Source organism: Fulvivirga sp. (genome assembly GCF_040220315.1).
GTDB lineage: Bacteria > Bacteroidota > Bacteroidia > Cytophagales > Cyclobacteriaceae > Fulvivirga.
Genome location: NZ_JAVJUY010000250.1, coordinates 1 through 18,957, shown reverse-complemented (window position 1 = coordinate 18,957; position 18,957 = coordinate 1). Strand labels below are relative to the sequence as shown.

Below are 18,957 nucleotides of genomic sequence, written 5' to 3'. Positions count from 1 at the left end.
ATATTGCATAAAAAAGGAGGCTAAGCCCCCCTTTAAATTATAGATTTATCCAGTCGTTTACTTTCTCTTCCAAAAGCTTTAAAGGTATGCAGCCTGTTTCTAAAACAATATTGTGAAATTGTTTTATGTCAAACTTATCACCCATGTTCTCCTCTGCTTTTTTCCTCAACTCAATAATTTTTAATTGACCTACCTTATACGATAATGCCTGACCCGGATTAGCCATATAACGCTCTATTTCTCGCTCAATAGATTCAGCGCTTTCAGCCTCATTTTCAAGAGAGTATTGGATGGCTTGTTCGCGAGTCCAGCCCTGCGAGTGCATACCAGCATCAACCACCAACCTGATTGCCCTGTGCATTTCTGCCCCTAACATTCCAAAGTATTGATAAGGATCTGTATATAAACCTAATTCTTTACCTAACGATTCAGAGTAGAGAGCCCACCCCTCACCATATGCACTGTACCATAATGTTCTTCTAAACTCAGGTAAATTTTCATTTTCCTGCTGAAGGGAAATTTGATAATGATGCCCTGGTATTGCCTCATGCAGGAATAATGATTCATCGGAATACATGTTATAAGCTTTAACATCAGGAATGGGCACGTAAAATGTTCCCGGACGCGAGCCATCCTTTGAACCGGGATTGTATTCTGCACTAGCTGAAGCTTCTCTAAACGTCTCTGTTCTTTTTACCTGAAATGGTGTTTTTGGTGTCTTATCAAATAATTGAGAAAGTTGAGGCTTCATCTTTTCATGAATGGCGTCAAAATTGGCGATCACCTCCTCCGGCTTTTTAAAAGGTTTTAGCTCAGGTTTATTTCTTACATAACTAAAAAACTCTTTGATGTCTCCTGCAAAGCCAACTTCTTCTTTTACCTTTTCCATTTCAGCCAGAATTCTAGCCACTTCACTTTTACCGAGTTCAAACACTTCATCTGCCGTCATATCAGTAGTAGTATACTTCTTAATTTGATGCTGATAGTAGTCTTTACCAAATGCAAGCGCATCAATACCTGTTGACTCACGACCGGATGTCAAGTACTCTTCATTCAAAAACTTGCTCATTCTTGTATAAAGGGGTTTGATCTGCTCCTCCACCATTTTCTGATAGCTAGCAGAAAGGTTTTCTTTTTCTTCTGCTGTAAACGTGTCTGGAAAGTTGTTTGCTGGTGTATAGAACAAATGGGTTTGATAGTCGCCCGTAGCCAAAGATTCTATCTGAGGAATTATCTTTTTAATCAATGGTTTAGGTAGAACGACATTTTCTTCCATCCCTTTTTTCATATTGGCAATTGCAGTATCGCCCCAAGCGATGTATTGATCCACTCTTTTTAGCCAATTTTCATAGTCTTCCACTGTAGTAAAAGGTTGAGCTGATGTACCACTGGCCAATTGACCGAACATCAAGTTCATAGACCACATCTGATCTATTGGCATCAAATACATAGGGTAGTCCAAATCTTTCAGATTTATTTCGCACTCCCATTTCAATACATCATAGCTAGTTTGCTGGTCATCGGCCAAGCTATCGTAATTATATTTTCCAAGCCCCTCTAAATAAGAACTATAAAAACCTGAAAGGGTGGCTCTAAATTCGGAGGTTAAATTGTTTGGAAGTAGATCATTAAATCTGTTATCTCCAGCGAAAGTGGCATCGATTGGATATAATTTTAGCTTTTGCTCATGGTAATTCTGAAGCAATTCACCAAATGCCAGTCCTGGCTGACTAGTAGCTGACTGGTCTTCCTCACTTTTTTTGCAACTAACCAATATGAGAGCGATTAATAAAAAGCTGTAAAGAGTATTTTTCATCATTATTTTTTTTAATAAGTGGCTAAAGTTAAGCATTCCTTATAATCAATAGCATAAAAAAAGTCCTGACAGTGATGCCAGGACTCCAAACTTAAAACTAGTAATGATTAAAAAGGATATTCGTTCTTAGCAATAACATAATCTGCTATTCTTCTTCTAGTTTCTTTCATATTAATAGGCTCTACTTTTGTAAACCTTTTCAGTCCCATTAACATCATTCTTTGCTCATCACCAGAGGCAAAAGAGTTAATTGCTTCTCTTCCAGCTGCTGCTGACTTCTCAATCGCTTCGTGCAAGTATACTCTCATCATATCAATTTGAGGAGCCATCGCTTCCTCTCCTTTTTGAGAAACTAATTTTTCGACTCTTAGCAAACAAGATTCTGCCACATAACCTTCAATTAACATATCAGCCATGTTCATTAAAATTTCTTGTTCTTCGCCTAATTTTTGCATGAATTTCTGAACTGCCGCACCAGCAACCATTAACCCTGCTTTTTTAAGGTTAACAAGAGCTTTCTTCTCTTTAGCGAACAATGCATCATCTTCAGAAGCTCCAAAATCAGGAATTGACATTAGTTCTTTTTGTACAGCCATGGCAGGTGACATTAAGTCTAAGCTTCCTTTCATCGCACGCTTCATCAGCATATCAATGCAAAGCATCCTGTTAATTTCGTTGGTTCCCTCAAAGATTCTGTTAATACGAGCATCTCTATAAGATCGATCCATCGGGCCTTCTGCCGAGAAGCCCATTCCACCATAAATCTGAACGCCTTCGTCTGCACAGTAATCCAGTACCTCTGAACCATGAACTTTTAATATCGCACACTCAATTGCAAATTCCTCCACAGACTTTAGTTTCGCCTGAGCTTCATCCATACCCTCAGCAATTAATGAATCATAGGCATCATCAATGTTCTGTCCGGCACGGTAGTGGGCCGACTCAGATGCAAATACCATTGTGGCCATTCTGGCTATCTTATGTTTAATAGCTCCAAAATTGGATATTGAAGTTCCAAATTGTTTTCTTTCGTTGGAATAGTTAACAGCTGCGCTAATAATTCCCTTACTACCGCCAATAGCTGCAACACCCAATTTAATTCTACCAATGTTTAGAATGTTTACTGCTATTTTAAAACCATTTTCTCTTTCAGAAAGTAAGTTCTCAGCAGGTACTTTACAATCATTAAAGAAAATCTGACGAGTAGAAGATCCCTTGATACCCATCTTCTTCTCTTCTTCGTTCATGGTAATTCCACCAAAATCTTTTTCTACGATAAAAGCCGAAAGATTCTTGTCATCATCAATTTTGGCGAATACGATGTATACATCAGCAAAACCACCATTTGTTATCCACATTTTCTGTCCGTTGATAACATAATGCTTGCCATCATCAGTTAAAACGGCCTTTGTTTTTCCCGAGTTCGCATCTGAACCTGAATCCGGCTCTGTTAAACAATAGGCCGCCTTCCATGCGCCTGTTGCTAATTTTGGTAAATACTTTTTCTTTTGTTCTTCATTGCCATAGTAAAGTATTGGTAATGTTCCAATACCGGTATGAGCGGAAATTGCGACAGCAAAAGAGTGCGCTGCACCAAAAACTTCTGCTACAAGCATTGAGGTGTTGAAGTTCATCCCGAAACCATCGTAGGCTTCTGGCACACTTGTTCCCAAAAGTCCAAGTTCTCCTGCTTTATCTAATAAGGATGGCATCAACTCCGGATTTTTCATAGAGTCAATCTCATCCAGTTTTGGATGAATTTCCTGCTCGATAAAATCTCTACATGTCTGGGCAATCATTTTTTGTTCTTCACTCCACTCTTCAGGAATGAAAATATCGGCTGCTGCCGTTTCTTTTATCAGAAACTCACCGCCTTTAATGCTAGTTTTAGTTTCGGTTGTTGTACTCATAGTAATTAGTAGTTAATATTTAATAGTAAGACTTGATTTTCGACTTACTTGATTTTTATCATTTATTAAGTTAATGTCTTGAACTATTTCAAAAGCTCATATATTCCAGCAACGCCCTGGCCACCACCTACACACGCAGTTACCATTCCGTATTTCTGCTTTCTTCTTCTCATTTCATCAAATAGTTGTATAGACAATTTAGCTCCTGAGCAACCCAGCGGATGACCTAGCGCAATAGCACCTCCATTCGGATTTAATTTGCTTTGATCAATTCCTAATTCCCTTATCACCGCTAACGATTGAGCAGCAAATGCTTCGTTCAATTCTATCTGATCAATATCATCCAATTTTAAACCAGCAATTTTTAATGCTTTTGGAATAGCCGCCACAGGACCAATACCCATTATTCTAGGTTCTACACCTGCAGCTGTATAGCTCACCAACCTTGCAATAGGCTCAAGATTATGTTCTTTAACCATTTTTTCAGACATCACCATCACAAAAGCTGCACCGTCAGATGTTTGGCTAGAGTTACCTGCCGTCACAGAACCACCAGCAGCAAATACTGGTCTTAACTTACTTAAAGCTTCAACTGTAGTATCTGGTCTTACGCCTTCATCGGTATCTACAACATATTCTCTGGTTTTCTTTTTCAGGTTAGCATCCAAATAAGTTTCCTTCACATTAATCGGAACAATCTGATCCTTGAACTTTCCTTCTTTAATAGCATTAGCAGCTTTCACATGCGAGTTGTAGGCGAATTCATCCTGGTCTTCTCGAGACACCTTATACTCCTTTGCAACTTGCTCTGCAGTTAAACCCATACTTGTATAATACTCAGGGTTTTTTGTTGTGATTTCGTAGTTAAGAGCTGTCTTATGACCCATTACTGGTACTAGTGACATTGACTCTGTTCCTCCGGCAATTATACAGTCTGCCTGACCTGCGTGTATTCTTGCAGCGGCTATATTAATTGCTTCAAGTCCTGAACCACAGTATCTGTTAATCACCATGCCAGGTACTTCAATTGGTAAAGAAAGAAGTGCAATGATTCTACCCATCTGCATTCCTTGCTCTGCTTCAGGCACAGCGTTACCAACAATTAGGTCATCCACTCTTTTAGCATCAAATCCATCGATTGATCCAACCAAGTGTTTGATAACATCTGCAGCCAAATTATCAGGTCTAGTGAATCTAAATCCACCTCTGCCTGCTTTTCCTACTGCTGTTCTATATCCTTTTACTATATATGCATCCATAATTTTAGTAGTTAATCATTTGTAGTAATAACAAATCTTAGTTCCTTAATGGTTTTCCAGTTGTTAAAATGCTTTGAATTCTTTCTAACGTTTTCTTCTCGCCTGTTAGAGATAAAAAGGCTTCTCTTTCTAAATCAAGAAGATATTGTTCTGTAACTTCTTGTGGGTAAGATAAATCTCCACCACACATTACATAGGCTATTTTATTAGCAATCTTTAAGTCGTGGTCTGAGATATAGTTCCCCATCCTCATTCCATTAACACCTGCCATAAAAAGTGCCATACCTGTCTTTCCTTGAACCTTGATATTACTTGCCTGAACTGGCATAGTATAACCAGCATCGGCCAACTCTATTACTGTGGCTTTCGCATCAGCTATTTGTCTATCAATATTTAACGTAATTCTATCTTGTGGTCGTAAGATGTGCATACCTCTAGCCTCTTCAGCTGAAGTAGCTACTTTGGCTGTTGCAATATTCATAAATGCATTTTGCAGATCGTTTAGAACAACATCGCCCGTCTGGATTCCATCAGAAACTCTTTTTGTAAGTTCTTTTGTTCCTCCTCCACCTGGGATTAAACCAACACCAACTTCCACTAAACCTATGTAGGTCTCAGCTGCTGCCTGCACCACATCAGCATGCATTGTCATTTCACAACCACCACCAAGTGATAGCCCATGAGGTGCAACCACTACTGGTACAGAAGAATATCGCACTCTCATCATCGTGTTTTGGAAGTGACGAATCATAAAGTCTACTTCATCAAATTCCTGCTCAATGGCATACATAAATACCATTCCAAGATTTGCCCCTGCGGAGAATTGAGCTCCCTGATTACCAATTACTAATCCTCGGTAATCTTTCTCAGCCATATCTATGGCTTTGTTAATTCCTTCCACCACTTCACCGCCCAGCGTATTCATTTTTGTGTGGAATTCAATGCCTATAACATCATCGCCAAGATCGAATATTGTTGTGCCTGAGTTAGACCATAACACTTTACTTTCTCTGATATTATCAAGTATAATGTACTCATCTGCACCAGGAACTGGCTTATAAGATTTCGATTCAATGTCATAATAATGCCGGACACCATCTTTAGCAGTATAGAAGGTTTTGATGCCCGCATCAAGCATGTCATAAACCCACTTATTCGGTTTATAACCCATTTCTTCCATTTGCTTGATCGACTTTTCAATACCGATGGAGTCCCATGTTTCGAAAGGGCCCAATTCCCAACCAAATCCTGCACAAACAGCGTCATCAATTTTATAAAGCTCGTCAGCTATTTCAGGTATGCGGTTTGTTACATATTTGAAAAGTGCAAAAAATGAATCTCTGTAAAATTCTCCAGCTTTATCTTTTCCAGCCAACAAGGGCTTAAATCGATCTTTTAAGTTTTCAATAGGCTTGGTTGCTTCTAATGTTCCAAAGGAAGCTTTCTTCTTAGGTTCGTATTCAAGCGTTTCGAGATTCAATGTAAGAATCTCAGTTTTACCTTTGGCATCTTTGGTTTTCTTATAAAAACCTTGGCCTGTTTTATCTCCTAGCCATTTGTTCTCCATTAATTTACCTACCACATCAGGAAGTTTGAAGGTGTCCCTTCCTTCGTCATTTGGCAAACCTTCATATAAGTTGGTGGCTACTTTTACAAGTGTATCTAAACCTACAACATCAGATGTGCGGAATGTTGCAGATTTTGGTCTTCCAATAACTGGACCTGTAAGTTTATCTATTTCATCTACATTCAAACCAAGTTTCTGCATCGACTCAATTACCTTGAGTATCGCATAAATACCAACTCGGTTTGCTATAAATGCAGGCGTGTCTTTAGCCAACACTGTTGTTTTTCCTAAGAATAAATCCCCATAGTGCATCAAGAAATCCGTGATTTCTGGATCAGTTTTAGGCGTTGGAATAATTTCTAATAAGCGTAAGTAGCGCGGAGGGTTAAAGAAGTGCGTGCCGCAGAAATTCTTTTGAAAATCTTCACTTCTGCCTTCTAACATTAAATGAATTGGAATACCAGATGTGTTTGATGTAATTAATGTACCTGGTGTTCTATGTTTTTCAACTTGTTCAAATACCTTTTTCTTAATTTCCAGATTTTCAACCACTACCTCAATCGTCCAATCGTAATCTTTGATTTTGGACATATCATCATCGAAGTTTCCGAGTGCTATTCTGCTGGCAAAATTCTTATCGTATAATGAGGCAGGTTTTGAATTTAATGTAGAATTGAAAGCATCATTAACAATTCTGTTTCTTACCGCTTTATCTTCGAGTGTTAGACCCTTTTTCTTTTCTTGATCGTTCAGCTCACGCGGAACAATATCAAGCAATAAAACATCTACACCTATGTTAGCAAAGTGACATGCAATTCGAGATCCCATAATTCCGGATCCTAAAACAGCTACTTTTCTTATTCGTCTAGTCATTAGATTATTTATTTGCGTTATCGTAAACTTTATTCTTATCTATTATTTCGTTGATGTCATTAATAACATCGAAAAATACGTTCAGTTTGGATTCTGGTATTCTCTCTCTCACCTGATTGTTAAATGAAAGTACCGTATTACGTGAAACTTCTTTTTTCCGCTTCCCTTCTTCCGTTAAAAATATTCTCACCGATCGGCCATCGTTCTCATCCGGCTTTCTATATATAAGGCCTTTTTCTTCCATGTTTTTTAAAACACGTGTTAAGCTCCTTGATTCCAAGCCCATGAGTGGTGCTATTTTAGTTGCCTGAGTGCCTTCTTTTGAACTAATATTAAGAAGAACAAAGCCAATAGACGTGGTGATGTCTTGCTTTACTGCCTGCTGGTTATACATGCGAGAGATGGCATGCCATGCAGACTTAATATTATGATCAATTGTTTCCTCTCTTTTCATATTCGTAACCTTCAATTCAATCGTTTGCTTTGAAGGATAACAAATATAAAAAAATTTAGTATGCATGCATACTAAATTAGATTAATTTTTCATGTCAATATAATGAAATTTTATCTGTTTGTAACCTTCACTTCAAGAAGCCGTTTTACCTAAGACTCCAATGTATTGAACTATTATGCATAGTCCGGAACTCTTAAAAGGCACATTACAAACCATTATACTAAAGCTTTTGGCTGATAATGGTAAGATGTATGGTTATGAAATAACTCAAAAAGTTAAATCTCTCTCCGATGGTAAGTTAGTATTAACAGAAGGTTCTTTGTATCCCACATTACACAAGCTGGAAGCCGAAGGTCTGCTTTCTACAGAAAAAGTAAGTATGGGCAAACGCATTAGAAAATACTACCTGCTTACACCAGTTGGTAATAGTACTGTTTCTCAAAAAATTGAAGACTTCGAAGCCTTCATCAGTACAATGTTTAATGTACTACAGATTAAGCCTGCTTATTAATGTTCCTAACCAACGAGCATATAAACTACATTGCTAAGGATATTCAGTATCGAGGAATTGTTGATGAAGACCTTGGCGAGGAACTGCTGGATCATATATGCACATTGGTGGAGGAAAAAATGCAATCCGGCATTCGCTTTATTGAAGCCTATGATGAGATTATAAAAGAATTTGGAAATGAGGAAAAACTCGTTTCACTACAATCCCAAACTATACAATACTCGAATAACAACACGAAAATCATGATTAGAAATTATTTCAAAATTGCTTTCAGAAACCTGGTTAAGCACAAGTTTTATTCTGCCATAAACATTATTGGCCTGGCCGTTGGGGTTGCCTGTAGCCTCTTAATTTACCTGTTTGTTCAAAATGAGCTCAATTATGATGATTTTCATGTAAATGGAAACAACATCTATCGGATAGAGAGATATGGTAAAATCAATGGAAATGAATTTAAGTATCCTACAGCACCTGCTCCCTTTGGCTTCACTGCGGTTGAAGAAATACCGGAGGTTGAACAAGTAGTAAGGTTCCGAAACAGAGGTACATACTTGGTAAAGACACCAGAATCGAATGAAAGTATAAAAGAAGACCATTTGATCTTCGCAGATTCAACACTGTTTGACTTGTTTACTTTTAAGGTAATTGAAGGAGATAAAACAACAGCACTGGTAAGACCTTATACTGTGGCCATTAACAAATCAACTGCTAATAAGTATTATCCTGGTGAAAGCGCATTGAATAAGACTTTGATTATGGATGGTAATGAGTCATTTGAAATAACGGCTGTTTTTGAAGATATCCCAAGCAACTCACACATACAGTTTGACTTTTTTATGTCCATGTCCACTATTCAAAATGAAGCTGGTAACAACATGTGGCTGAGCAACAATTTTTACACGTATATAAGGGCTGCTGAAGGCGTTGAAAGTAATGGCCTTGCATTAAAGCTTTCTGATTTCTATGGTAGAAAAGTAGAGCCCCAGCTCAAAGAGTTTTTAGGTGTTGGCATTGAAGAATTTGCAGCGTCAGGCAATGAAGTGATTTTGGAATTGAAACAATTAGAAGATATTTATCTAAAGTCTGACTTCATTTTTGACATTGGCAAAACAGGCAATCAACAAAGTGTATACCTTTTTATTGCCATTGCCATCTTTATCCTGGCATTAGCGTGCATAAACTTTATGAACCTATCAACTGCAAGATCTGCTAACAGGGCAAAAGAAGTTGGCGTTCGCAAGGCATTGGGGTCATACAAATCTCACTTAGTACGACAATTTCTTACTGAATCTATTATTATGAGTTTAATGGCTGTAATTGTAGGTTTCATACTGGTAATAATTCTATTACCATTCTTTAATCTAATTGCTGAAAGAAGCCTAACCATTCCTTTTGGTGACCCCCATTTCATCTTGTCAGTTCTTGGTGGTGCTATTGTTATTGGAGTTATTGCCGGAATTTATCCAGCCTTTTTCCTTAGCTCTTTCTAACCTATAAATACCTTGAAGGGAAAATTAGCACAGGGCGCAGGAAGTTCAATTCTCCGAAGTTCGCTTGTTGTATTCCAATTCTTCATCAGTATACTTTTGATAATAGGCACCATCGCCATACAGAAACAGTTGAATTTTATTCAAAACAAAAAGATTGGTTTCAATAAAGAACAGGTGATTTTAGTAAATGACACCTATATGTTGGGTGACTCCAGAGAAACATTTAAAAATGAGGTTACCCAGTTAGGCAATGTAGTTTCGGCTTCTTATAGCGGTTTTATTCCGATTAACGGCTATAACAGAAATGATAATGTTTACTGGAAGAAGGGACTCTCGCCTGATGAGTCGAATACGATTAGCACCCAAATGTGGAGTGTAGATAGTGACTATATACCAACCATGGGTATGGAATTGATTGAAGGACGAAATTTTGACAAAAACATCGCGTCTGATTCAAACGCAGTAATTTTAAATGAACAGGCGTTAAGAGTTTATGGGTTCAGCCCGGGTGATGAAAGAGCTATTGTGACTTATAGCTACAATAATAATACCGGGGCCGTGTTATCTGATGAGTTTGAAGTTTATAACGTTATTGGCGTGGTTAAAGATTTTCATTTTGAATCACTCAAAGAAAATATTGGTCCTCTGGCGCTTAGATTAGGTAGCAGCACTGGCGTTATGTCTGTTCGGTTATCAACAAACGATTTTTCAAATTCAGTGAAACAAATTGAAGATACATGGAAAAAGGTTGGGGCTGGATTGCCATTTAACTATCATTTTCTTGATGACAAGTTTGCAAAAATGTATGCTGAAGAATCAAGGTTGGGCGTGGTTTTTGGTATTTTTTCTGCACTGGCAATATTCATTGGATGTTTAGGACTGTTTGCATTAGCCACTTTTATGGCTGAACAAAGGGTTAAAGAAATAGGGATAAGAAAAGTGTTAGGAGCAAGTGTCAACTCAATTGCACTGATGCTTTCAAAGCAATTTACACTTTTAGTGCTTGTTGCGTACTTCATAGCCATCCCGGTTGCATGGTATGGCATAGACCTGTGGTTGAACAGTTATAACTACAAAATTTCAATTAGTGCTGAACTTTTTATAATAGCCGGTGCCCTTGCCTTTTTAATTGCATTAATAACCGTAAGTTATCAGGCAATAAAAGCCGCCATGAGCAACCCTGTAGATTCATTAAAAAGTGAGTGATTAAAGCAAGCCGTCTCTAATGCATTTGGCCACTAACTCGGTGATATTCTGACAATCGGTTTTAGCCAAAATGTTTTTACGGTGTGTATGAACGGTGTGTTCACTGATAAACAGTTTTTTCGCTATTTCAGATGTAGAGTGACCCAAGGAGAGCAGCCTTAAAATGTCTCGCTCTCTGTGGCTGTATTTGTTCTCCAATAAGTGTTGCGAGTAGTTTTTATAATAAATGGTTTCGTATTCGTCATTTGCATTGAGAATTAATGCCGTTGATTTCATTGGAATACGGTCTCCTGAACCCGTAACAGAATAATGTGCTAACCCAATTACCGGTTTGCCCTCATCATCAAAATACATGGGTGTGGTGTGTTGAGTAACGTTCAGATATTTATCTTTTGAGTTTTTAATGCTATAGTTCCATATGTAGCTGACTCTTTTTCTGTCTTCAAATGGGATTTCGTCTAATGTAAACTCCATTAACTCAGAAAGTACTTTTAACCAGATGTTGGCTTCGTCAGGATGGTACCTGCTCCACCAATAGGTCATTCCTTCATCCTCCATTTTCTTACGGTCTAGGCCAGTAGCATAAGAGAAGTTCTTACTTACAAATTCAAATGACCTTTTAGTAGTGTTAGTTATGCAAAAAAACATGGCACTTGGCGGAATGAGTTTGTCCAATTCCTTTAACCTCTGGATGTGTGTTTCTATTACATCGCCCTTAAGCTCTTTAATTGTTTCAAAAACTTCATCATAGATGTTTACAAATTCTGGATTCTGCATGTCAAATTTTTTAACAACGTATCATACTTATTGTTTGAACATCAATTAGACGCCCAAATAATACTTTTACCAATATTCTAGACTGACCAATTCAATGACTCAAAGAGTAAAAGGGATGAATTAGATTCTTTGATTACCGAATCATTTTTTATTCAACATACAAGCTAAAAAGTTTTGATTAGAAAAGAAACAGATAGCAAAAAAGTTGAATATTTATTCTACTAAATACTCTTTATCCTTTTGCTGGCTTTCCGTTTTAATCTCCTTCAGCATTTGTTTCGCGTTTTTCAATTCTTTTTTAAGGTGCTCTACTTCTTGCAGTAACTCGTTTCGCTGACGTTCCATTTCTTCCTGTGTTGCCTGAAGCTCTTCAGCGTTTTGCCTTAATTCTTCATCCTGCGCACTTAGTGCAGCCGCCTTCTCCTGTGCTTCTTCCAATAGGAGACGTGTTCTTTCAGCTATTTTTTTACTTGATAAAATGTTTGCAATACTTTCTGAAACCCTATTAACAAATCGAATTTCCAAATTTGTAAAATTCTGAAAAGAAGCTAACTCTATAGCCCCCATCACCTGCTCGTTGATCATGAGAGGAACAATAATCACATTTCTTGCAGTTGCTTCACCGAGCCCAGAGGTTATTTTAATATAATCTTCAGGAACTTCTTTTAATAGGATATAAGATTTTTCCAATACAGATTGACCTACCAAACCCTGACCAACTTGTATCTTTTTGGTCACATATTTCTTTTTGTTGTAAGCATAAGTGGCCACCGATTCCAGACAATTTTCTTCTTCGTTTATGACATATATTGCTCCCTGATTTGCTCCAAGATAGTTTACAAGCTGAGAAATTATTTCATCACCCAGCTCAGAAATATTATCTGTATTATTTTTTAAGATTTCTCCGAACGTGGCCATCCCTTCGTTTAACCAGTTAATACTTTTTTGTTGTTTATCAGCATCAACCAATTGGCCCTTCATGTTAATAATTGCCGAAGCCAATACATCTTCCTTAAATTCCTCCTTGTACTCTATATTTAAATTGCCCTTTCCCAGGTCTTGAGCAAATTGGACAGCCGCCCTAATTCGATCAACCAGATTATTAAGTGCATTCTTAGCATCTGCTATTTCATCTTTTGTTCTCACTATCATATTATCTGGAAATGAGCCGCGCGATAAGCTTACAAGTGCAGACTTGATTTCGTTAATTGCTTTGGTTAACAGTTCTGCATAAAATATAACCAAAATAAGACCTACGATCACTTGAAGCGCTAGCAAGGCAAATAGCGTTATTAGCGCTTGTCGAACCATCGTATGGTTCTTTAGCTTTACTGCTTCTGTCAATCCTGACAATACATTCTCGAGAGATTGAAAATTTTTATCAATTGCGCCTCGCAGGCCACTTTTTGAGTCTAGCCCAATTTTGGTTTCAAGTTCGATAATGTAATTAAACTGAGACTGGTATTTTTTAAGACTATTTTTTATTTCGGTTTTACCTTCATCCTGTTTAGTGGAGTCTACTTGAGAAGAAAGTGCGGCTATTCCATTGTTAAACTTTGATCTGTATTTCAAGTCTTTTCTTAGAAAAAAATCCTTTTCATGTCTTCGCAGCATGAGCATGCTTGCTTTCTCATAGGGATAATTCGAATCCTCTACTGCATGAATTGCTTGCCTAAGTTTTCCTTCAACGCCATAGTCCTGAAAGCCTCTTTCAGAAAAAGCGAGAATCAGGCTTTTTACATTTTTATTATAGACGATTAGTTTACTCCGCAATGAATCAAGATTCTTTTTATTTGACTGGATATTAAAATAATCGTGACTTGTAATCTCATCGAGTTCATTAAGAATAAAAACATATTCATTATCGTATGAGTCTAGCCATTCGCTTTTATTTTTTTTTAAAAACTCCTCTTTCTTAAACCCTCTATCAGAAAACTCCTGAATGTCTCTTGACATTTTAAGGGCTGCCACATTAAGGCCATTGATTCTATCTGACAGTTCATTGTAAGAAATGATATTTTGTATACTTGAAATACCTGCTGAAATTATCCAGACAGACATTAGAAGGATAGAACCAAAAGCAAATAGCAGCTTAAATCTTATCGGCAGTTTTTGAATCCAGGTTTTCATAGTTAATGGTATTAGGATTCAAAATAACAGGTAATTACTTCTGTATGATTTCTCGATTTGATTAAGTAATAATTAAGATATTATTATGTGTGTTTCACGCTGCTCGAAATCAGCTAGTTACAAAAAAACCCTGACGATAATCGTCAGGCTTTTACCAATAGGTCAAGGGATGAATTACTTCACTGGAAACCCGCGGTCTCTCATCAAAGCTTCAATCTGCGCATCGCGGCCTCTGAATTTTCTGTATGCTTCTGCAGGATCCATTGAGTTTCTTGGGGCAAATAAATATTTTACTAATTTCTCAGCAACTTCTTTATCATAAAACCCGCCAGGAGCTTCTTTAAAAGCTTCGGCTGCATCGGAAGTTAATACATCAGCCCACATGTACCCATAATATGCAGCCGCATAACCTTCGCCAGAAAATACATGACCAAAGTGTGGTGATCGGTGACGCATCACTAATTCTTCTGGCATATTAAGTTTTGTCAATGTCTCTTTCTCGAATGAATCCGGGTCAATACCTTCTGGGTCAGAAGTGTGATAGTACATATCCATTAATGCTGAAGCCAGATACTCCGTAGTTGAAAATCCTTGATTGAAGGTTGAGGCGTTATTAATTTTCGCAATTAGCTCCTGTGGCATTGCCTCACCAGTTTCATGATGTACTAAAAAGTTGTTGGTTACCTCATCTGTGGACAACCACCTTTCCAACAATTGAGACTGGAATTCAGTGTAATCCCTTACTCCACCATTCAATGTAGGATATTCTACATTTGATGAAAGAGCATGAAGTGCATGACCAAACTCATGGAAAAAAGTGTTGGCATCATCCCAAGATACAAGCACTGCATCTCCTGGTGCGGGTTTAACAAAGTTTGAATTATTTGAAACGAGTACGGTTTCTTTCCCTTCGAAAGTGGTGTGACTTCTATAGGAGTTAGCCCATGCTCCAGATCTTTTTCCTTGTCTTGCAAATGGATCTAAGTACCATAAACCGATATGATCTCCCGTAGTTTTATCCGTTACTTCCCAAACTTTTACATCTTCATGGAACACAGGCACTGAACCTTCAGACACAGGAGTAAATCTAAAATTAAACAACTCACCAGCAACAAAGAACATGGCTTCTCTAAGTTTATCAAGTTGTAGATATTGCTTTACCTCATCAGAATCTAAGTCATATTTATCTTGCCTAACTTTTTCTGAATAATATCTATAGTCCCACGGTTCAATGGTAATATTATCACCATTTTTATCTGCAATAGCTTGCATGTCTGCCACTTCTTCATGCACTCTTGCAATAGCAGCCGGCCAAACAGACTCCATCATTTCCATGGCATTTTCTGGTTTTTTGGCCATTCGGTTTTGCAACCTCCATTCTGCGTAATTATCATGGCCTAGTAATGCCACGCGCTCATCTCTTAACTTTTAGATATCTGCAATAATCTGATTGTTATCATGCTCGCCACCATTATCACCGCGCGAGTAATAATTTCTCCACACTTTCTCCCTTAAATCTCGTTCTGTTGAATAGGTTAAAAAAGGATCCATAGACGAGCGCGTATTCACAACAGCATACATCCCTTCCTTGCCTCTGTCAGCTGCCGCCTTAGCTGCTGAGTTTATGTAAGACTCTGATAAACCACCTAGTTGATCTTTGTTCAAGAATGTTTCGTATGATTCTTCATCGGCCAAAACATTGCTCGCAAATGTTGTATAAAGAGATGATAACTCTTTATTGATCTCCGCATAGCGCTTTTTAGACTCTTCATCCAAATCTGCTCCGTTCATTGCGTACCCTTCGTAAGTTAATTGCACTAATCTTTGCTCTTCAGGTGACCTTGGCTCTTTTTGAGTTTGCTCATAAACTGTTTTAATTCTTTGAAACAACTTTTCGTTTTGTGTGATTTTTGAACTGAACTCTGAAATAATTGGAGCCATTTCAGCCTGTATTTCTCTGAATTCTGGAGTAGACATGTTGCTACTCCAAATTCCATAATAAACAAACACTCTGTTTAATTCATCGCCAGCACTCTCCAAGGCAACAATTGTATTCTCAAATGTGGCCGGTTCCGTATTATTGGCGATTTTATCAATCTCTTTAAGGTTTAGTCTCATACCCTCGGTTAATGCCGGCTTTAAGCTGTCGAGGTTCATTTGATCAAAAGCAGGAAGACCGCCATATGGGCCAGACCATTCTTTTAGAAGCATGTTATCAGTGGTAAATTCTTCTTCTATTGACTCTGAGCTTTGTGAACAGGCTGTACAGGCTACAGCCGTTACAATAGCCAGATAGGTTGTAAACTTTTTAAAATTCATTGTAAGAATATTTGGTTTTTGGAAAGTTAAAAATTACCTAATGATATAAACAGGATATTTTTATGAGTGGTTGTTTTTGGATCTTTTTACTATTTCTCTAGTTATAGCTGCCACTTTAAATGGTTCAGAACCTTTCAAAAGTAAATCAATTGAGATATTATCTATGGTTCCAAATTTCAAGTAGCTATCCCAAATGTAAGAAATATAGCTAGAGGGTGTTTCTCCCCAACGATTATCCTCTGCCTTTCGGTTCAAAAAAGTGTTTTTGTTTATAGTTATAAATATTTTAAAGTCAATCAAAGAGCGTATTTCCAGGCTGTGGTAGATTAAAAAGCCTTCAACAATTAGGTGTGTATATTTCTTTGATTGTTCAATTAATGTTTTTTTAAGTGCACTGAAGTCTATGCCATCTGGATGTTCCCAGTCAACAATCCCGTTATAAATTGGCAAATCTGATTGAGGATAGGTAAAATCATCTTGTGAAATAATCTTTACTTCATTAATACCTAGCTGATTACGAAGTTGATTTGCCAGTGTAGTTTTACCCGACCGGCTCACTCCGCCAATTCCAATGATCATTGTGAAGAATAAAGTGAATCTATTTCCGCTTTATATATAGTGGAAATTATTTTTCGCTTTAGCTTCAATGTTGGAGTCAGTTCACCAGAGTCGATTGTCCATGCAGTAGGCAATAACCTGATTTTTTTAATTTTCTCAAATTGTGCAAATGATTCATTTAACCGATCTACTTCTTTCTGAAATTTCTTTAGCACCTTCTCATTTGTAATCATTTCAGAATCGGTTGTATATTTTATTTTCTTTATTTGGCACCAATCTTTCAACACATCAAATGCCGGCACAATTAAAGCAGATGGAAATTTTTCACCTTCACCAACAACCATCACCTGCTCAATGATATTAGATTCTTTAAATTTATTCTCAATCGGCTGAGGTGCTATATATTTTCCTCCTGATGTTTTAAATATTTCCTTTTTACGATCGGTTATTTTAAGGTATCTACCTTCTACCATTTCTCCAATATCACCAGTATGAAACCAGCCATCTGAATCCAAAACTTCAGCCGTTGCATCAGGTCTATTGAAATACCCCATCATCACATTCGGGCCTTTTGCTAAGATTTCACCATCTTCTCCAAATTTCACTTCTACTCTAGGTAGTAATGGTCCTACACAGCCTATGCGAACATCTTTTGGATCATCTCTTGTAAAGCTTATACCGGGAGAAGTTTCAGTAAGGCCATATGCCTCCAAAATTTTTATTTTTGCAGACCAAAAAACCCGTGCCAATCTAGGTTGAAGAGCCGCAGCCCCTGAAACTATAAATTGTACATTACCGCCAAGTGCTTCGCGCCATTTGCTAAAAATTAGTTTATTGGCCAATGCCAGTTGCACATTATAGAAGAACCCGTTGGACTTATTGGGCTCATACTTATCACCAAGATTTAATGCCCAAAAGAAGAGTTGTTTTTTTACACCCGTTAACGAATATCCTTTCGCCACAATTTTATCATATACTTTTTCTAACAAGCGTGGCACGGTAGCAAAAAACTGAGGCTTAACTTCTTTAAGATTGTCTCCAATGGTATCCATGCTTTCAGCATAATAAATACTAACACCAAGCCGCATGTAGGTATACAAACCCGTTCTTTCAAAAATATGGCAAAGAGGTAAAAAGCTTAACGTACGATAACCTTTTTCTACATTCGGGAAAATTTCCTCGACAGAAGCTGAGTTAGAAAGTATGTTTTTATGAGTGAGCATTACTCCTTTAGGATTACCTGTAGTTCCTGAAGTGTAAATTATTGTTGCCAAGTCCTCCAAATTAATTGCACTTCTTCGCAAGCTAATTTCATTTAGATCATTTTCGCTGGGCTCAATGAATAGTGTTTTCCAATAATTGAATGTATCATTTTCATCAAAGCAATACAGTTCTACCGGCTTATTCAGTTTTTCTTTTACACTTTCGATTTTCTCACATATTTCAATATCACCACAAAAGATTCTTTCTATGGAGGCATCATTTATAATAAAAGCGTAATCATCTGGTGTAGAATTTGGGTACATTGGTACACCAATGGCGCCCAATTGGTTTACTGCAAAATCTGTTATTACCCATTCCGGTCTATTAAATGATACAATTCCTATCTTATCATCTTTTTTAACACCCTTACCAATTAGTCCATTGCTTAATAGGTCGACAGTGTTTTTAAACTCCTGAGTAGATATTTTTTGCCATTTTCCGTCCACTTTACATGCCAGGGCATCATCAAGGGGACATTCTTTCAATTGATAATCAAGTATATCAAACAGACGGTTTATCTCCATTTTACAATTTATTTAGAGATTAAATTAAGAAAAAAAGTAGAGACCTTAGTATATCTAGTTAACAAGCTGCTCGCCAGCATCAAAATCGCCCCTCAATTCCCTGAATCGCTTACGTGCCTCAGCAATAAACACGCTACCCGGATATTTTGTTAAAAAGTTTCTATAATATTCCATGGCTTTTTCTTTTTCACCGAGATGTGTGTCATAAATGTCACCTATAGAGAAATAGGCATCATCGCTTAAAATATCACTTCCGTAGTACTCTACAATTCTTTCAAGTAGTGAAATAGATTCTAAAAA

The 18,957-nt window shown here is 37.4% G+C and carries 14 protein-coding genes and 1 pseudogene; 3 read left to right on the top strand and 12 right to left on the bottom strand.

Features of this window, described 5'->3' with window-relative positions; genetic code table 11:
• Positions 1–37: 37 nt before the first annotated feature.
• The 5 genes from RLO81_RS12085 to RLO81_RS12065 all read right to left on the bottom strand — a co-directional run bounded on the left by RLO81_RS12085 (position 38) and on the right by RLO81_RS12065 (position 7,879).
• A complete protein-coding gene (locus RLO81_RS12085; protein WP_350111835.1) occupies positions 38–1,816 on the bottom strand; it encodes a DUF885 domain-containing protein in 1,779 nt (592 codons plus the stop codon).
• Between the two features lie 107 nt (positions 1,817–1,923).
• On the bottom strand, positions 1,924–3,726 hold the full coding sequence (locus RLO81_RS12080; RefSeq protein WP_350111833.1) for an acyl-CoA dehydrogenase FadE: 1,803 nt from the start codon (positions 3,724–3,726) through the stop codon (positions 1,924–1,926).
• Between the two features lie 83 nt (positions 3,727–3,809).
• Positions 3,810–4,985, bottom strand: a complete 1,176-nt coding sequence (locus tag RLO81_RS12075; protein ID WP_350111831.1) for an acetyl-CoA C-acyltransferase — start codon at positions 4,983–4,985, stop codon at positions 3,810–3,812.
• Between the two features lie 37 nt (positions 4,986–5,022).
• Complete coding sequence (locus RLO81_RS12070) at positions 5,023–7,425, bottom strand: 3-hydroxyacyl-CoA dehydrogenase/enoyl-CoA hydratase family protein (RefSeq protein WP_350111829.1); 2,403 nt, start codon at positions 7,423–7,425, stop codon at positions 5,023–5,025.
• Positions 7,426–7,429: 4 nt separating this feature from the next.
• Complete coding sequence (locus tag RLO81_RS12065) at positions 7,430–7,879, bottom strand: MarR family winged helix-turn-helix transcriptional regulator (RefSeq protein WP_350111827.1); 450 nt, start codon at positions 7,877–7,879, stop codon at positions 7,430–7,432.
• 175 nt (positions 7,880–8,054) lie between these two features.
• Here RLO81_RS12065 and RLO81_RS12060 point away from each other — a divergent pair, with 175 nt between their 5' ends.
• Genes RLO81_RS12060 through RLO81_RS12050 form a run of 3 tightly spaced genes read left to right on the top strand, consistent with a single transcriptional unit; the run spans position 8,055 to position 11,086 of the window.
• Complete coding sequence (locus RLO81_RS12060) at positions 8,055–8,390, top strand: PadR family transcriptional regulator (protein ID WP_350111825.1); 336 nt, start codon at positions 8,055–8,057, stop codon at positions 8,388–8,390.
• A complete protein-coding gene (locus tag RLO81_RS12055) occupies positions 8,390–9,880 on the top strand; it encodes an ABC transporter permease (protein WP_350111823.1) in 1,491 nt (496 codons plus the stop codon). Before RLO81_RS12060 ends, RLO81_RS12055 begins: the two co-directional genes overlap by 1 nt.
• Before the next feature lie 12 nt (positions 9,881–9,892).
• Positions 9,893–11,086 (top strand): ABC transporter permease, encoded by a 1,194-nt coding sequence (locus RLO81_RS12050; protein ID WP_350111821.1) that lies wholly within the window; start codon positions 9,893–9,895, stop codon positions 11,084–11,086.
• Here the strand turns inward: RLO81_RS12050 and RLO81_RS12045 are convergent, their stop codons facing one another.
• The 7 genes and pseudogenes from RLO81_RS12045 to RLO81_RS12015 all read right to left on the bottom strand — a co-directional run.
• The gene (locus RLO81_RS12045; protein WP_350111819.1) at positions 11,087–11,863 is read right to left on the bottom strand and encodes a response regulator transcription factor; all 777 of its coding nucleotides are present in this window, start codon (positions 11,861–11,863) and stop codon (positions 11,087–11,089) included.
• 213 nt (positions 11,864–12,076) lie between these two features.
• The gene (locus RLO81_RS12040) at positions 12,077–13,993 is read right to left on the bottom strand and encodes a GAF domain-containing protein (protein WP_350111817.1); all 1,917 of its coding nucleotides are present in this window, start codon (positions 13,991–13,993) and stop codon (positions 12,077–12,079) included.
• Positions 13,994–14,167: 174 nt separating this feature from the next.
• Positions 14,168–15,409, bottom strand: a pseudogene (locus RLO81_RS12035) (M3 family metallopeptidase); the annotation flags it as partial.
• Between the two features lie 12 nt (positions 15,410–15,421).
• Complete coding sequence (locus RLO81_RS12030; protein WP_350111815.1) at positions 15,422–16,312, bottom strand: hypothetical protein; 891 nt, start codon at positions 16,310–16,312, stop codon at positions 15,422–15,424.
• A 60-nt stretch (positions 16,313–16,372) separates the two neighbouring features.
• The gene (locus RLO81_RS12025; protein WP_350111813.1) at positions 16,373–16,891 is read right to left on the bottom strand and encodes a nucleoside/nucleotide kinase family protein; all 519 of its coding nucleotides are present in this window, start codon (positions 16,889–16,891) and stop codon (positions 16,373–16,375) included.
• On the bottom strand, positions 16,888–18,657 hold the full coding sequence (locus tag RLO81_RS12020) for an AMP-dependent synthetase/ligase (protein WP_350111811.1): 1,770 nt from the start codon (positions 18,655–18,657) through the stop codon (positions 16,888–16,890). Before RLO81_RS12020 ends, RLO81_RS12025 begins: the two co-directional genes overlap by 4 nt.
• Before the next feature lie 54 nt (positions 18,658–18,711).
• Positions 18,712–18,957, bottom strand: a 246-nt coding sequence (locus RLO81_RS12015; RefSeq protein WP_350111809.1) for a tetratricopeptide repeat protein, incomplete at its 5' end; no start/stop codon positions are given.

Excerpts from the sequence above, each read along its gene's own strand:
- RLO81_RS12085 (WP_350111835.1), bottom strand. The coding sequence starts at position 1,816 with ATGAAAAATACTCTTTACAGCTTTTTATTAATCGCTCTCATATTGGTT.
- RLO81_RS12080 (WP_350111833.1), bottom strand. The coding sequence starts at position 3,726 with ATGAGTACAACAACCGAAACTAAAACTAGCATTAAAGGCGGTGAGTTT.
- RLO81_RS12075 (WP_350111831.1), bottom strand. The coding sequence starts at position 4,985 with ATGGATGCATATATAGTAAAAGGATATAGAACAGCAGTAGGAAAAGCA.
- RLO81_RS12070 (WP_350111829.1), bottom strand. The coding sequence starts at position 7,425 with ATGACTAGACGAATAAGAAAAGTAGCTGTTTTAGGATCCGGAATTATG.
- RLO81_RS12065 (WP_350111827.1), bottom strand. The coding sequence starts at position 7,879 with ATGAAAAGAGAGGAAACAATTGATCATAATATTAAGTCTGCATGGCAT.
- RLO81_RS12060 (WP_350111825.1), top strand. The coding sequence starts at position 8,055 with ATGCATAGTCCGGAACTCTTAAAAGGCACATTACAAACCATTATACTA.
- RLO81_RS12055 (WP_350111823.1), top strand. The coding sequence starts at position 8,390 with ATGTTCCTAACCAACGAGCATATAAACTACATTGCTAAGGATATTCAG.
- RLO81_RS12045 (WP_350111819.1), bottom strand. The coding sequence starts at position 11,863 with ATGCAGAATCCAGAATTTGTAAACATCTATGATGAAGTTTTTGAAACA.
- RLO81_RS12040 (WP_350111817.1), bottom strand. The coding sequence starts at position 13,993 with ATGAAAACCTGGATTCAAAAACTGCCGATAAGATTTAAGCTGCTATTT.
- RLO81_RS12030 (WP_350111815.1), bottom strand. The coding sequence starts at position 16,312 with ATGAATTTTAAAAAGTTTACAACCTATCTGGCTATTGTAACGGCTGTA.
- RLO81_RS12025 (WP_350111813.1), bottom strand. The coding sequence starts at position 16,891 with ATGATCATTGGAATTGGCGGAGTGAGCCGGTCGGGTAAAACTACACTG.
- RLO81_RS12020 (WP_350111811.1), bottom strand. The coding sequence starts at position 18,657 with ATGGAGATAAACCGTCTGTTTGATATACTTGATTATCAATTGAAAGAA.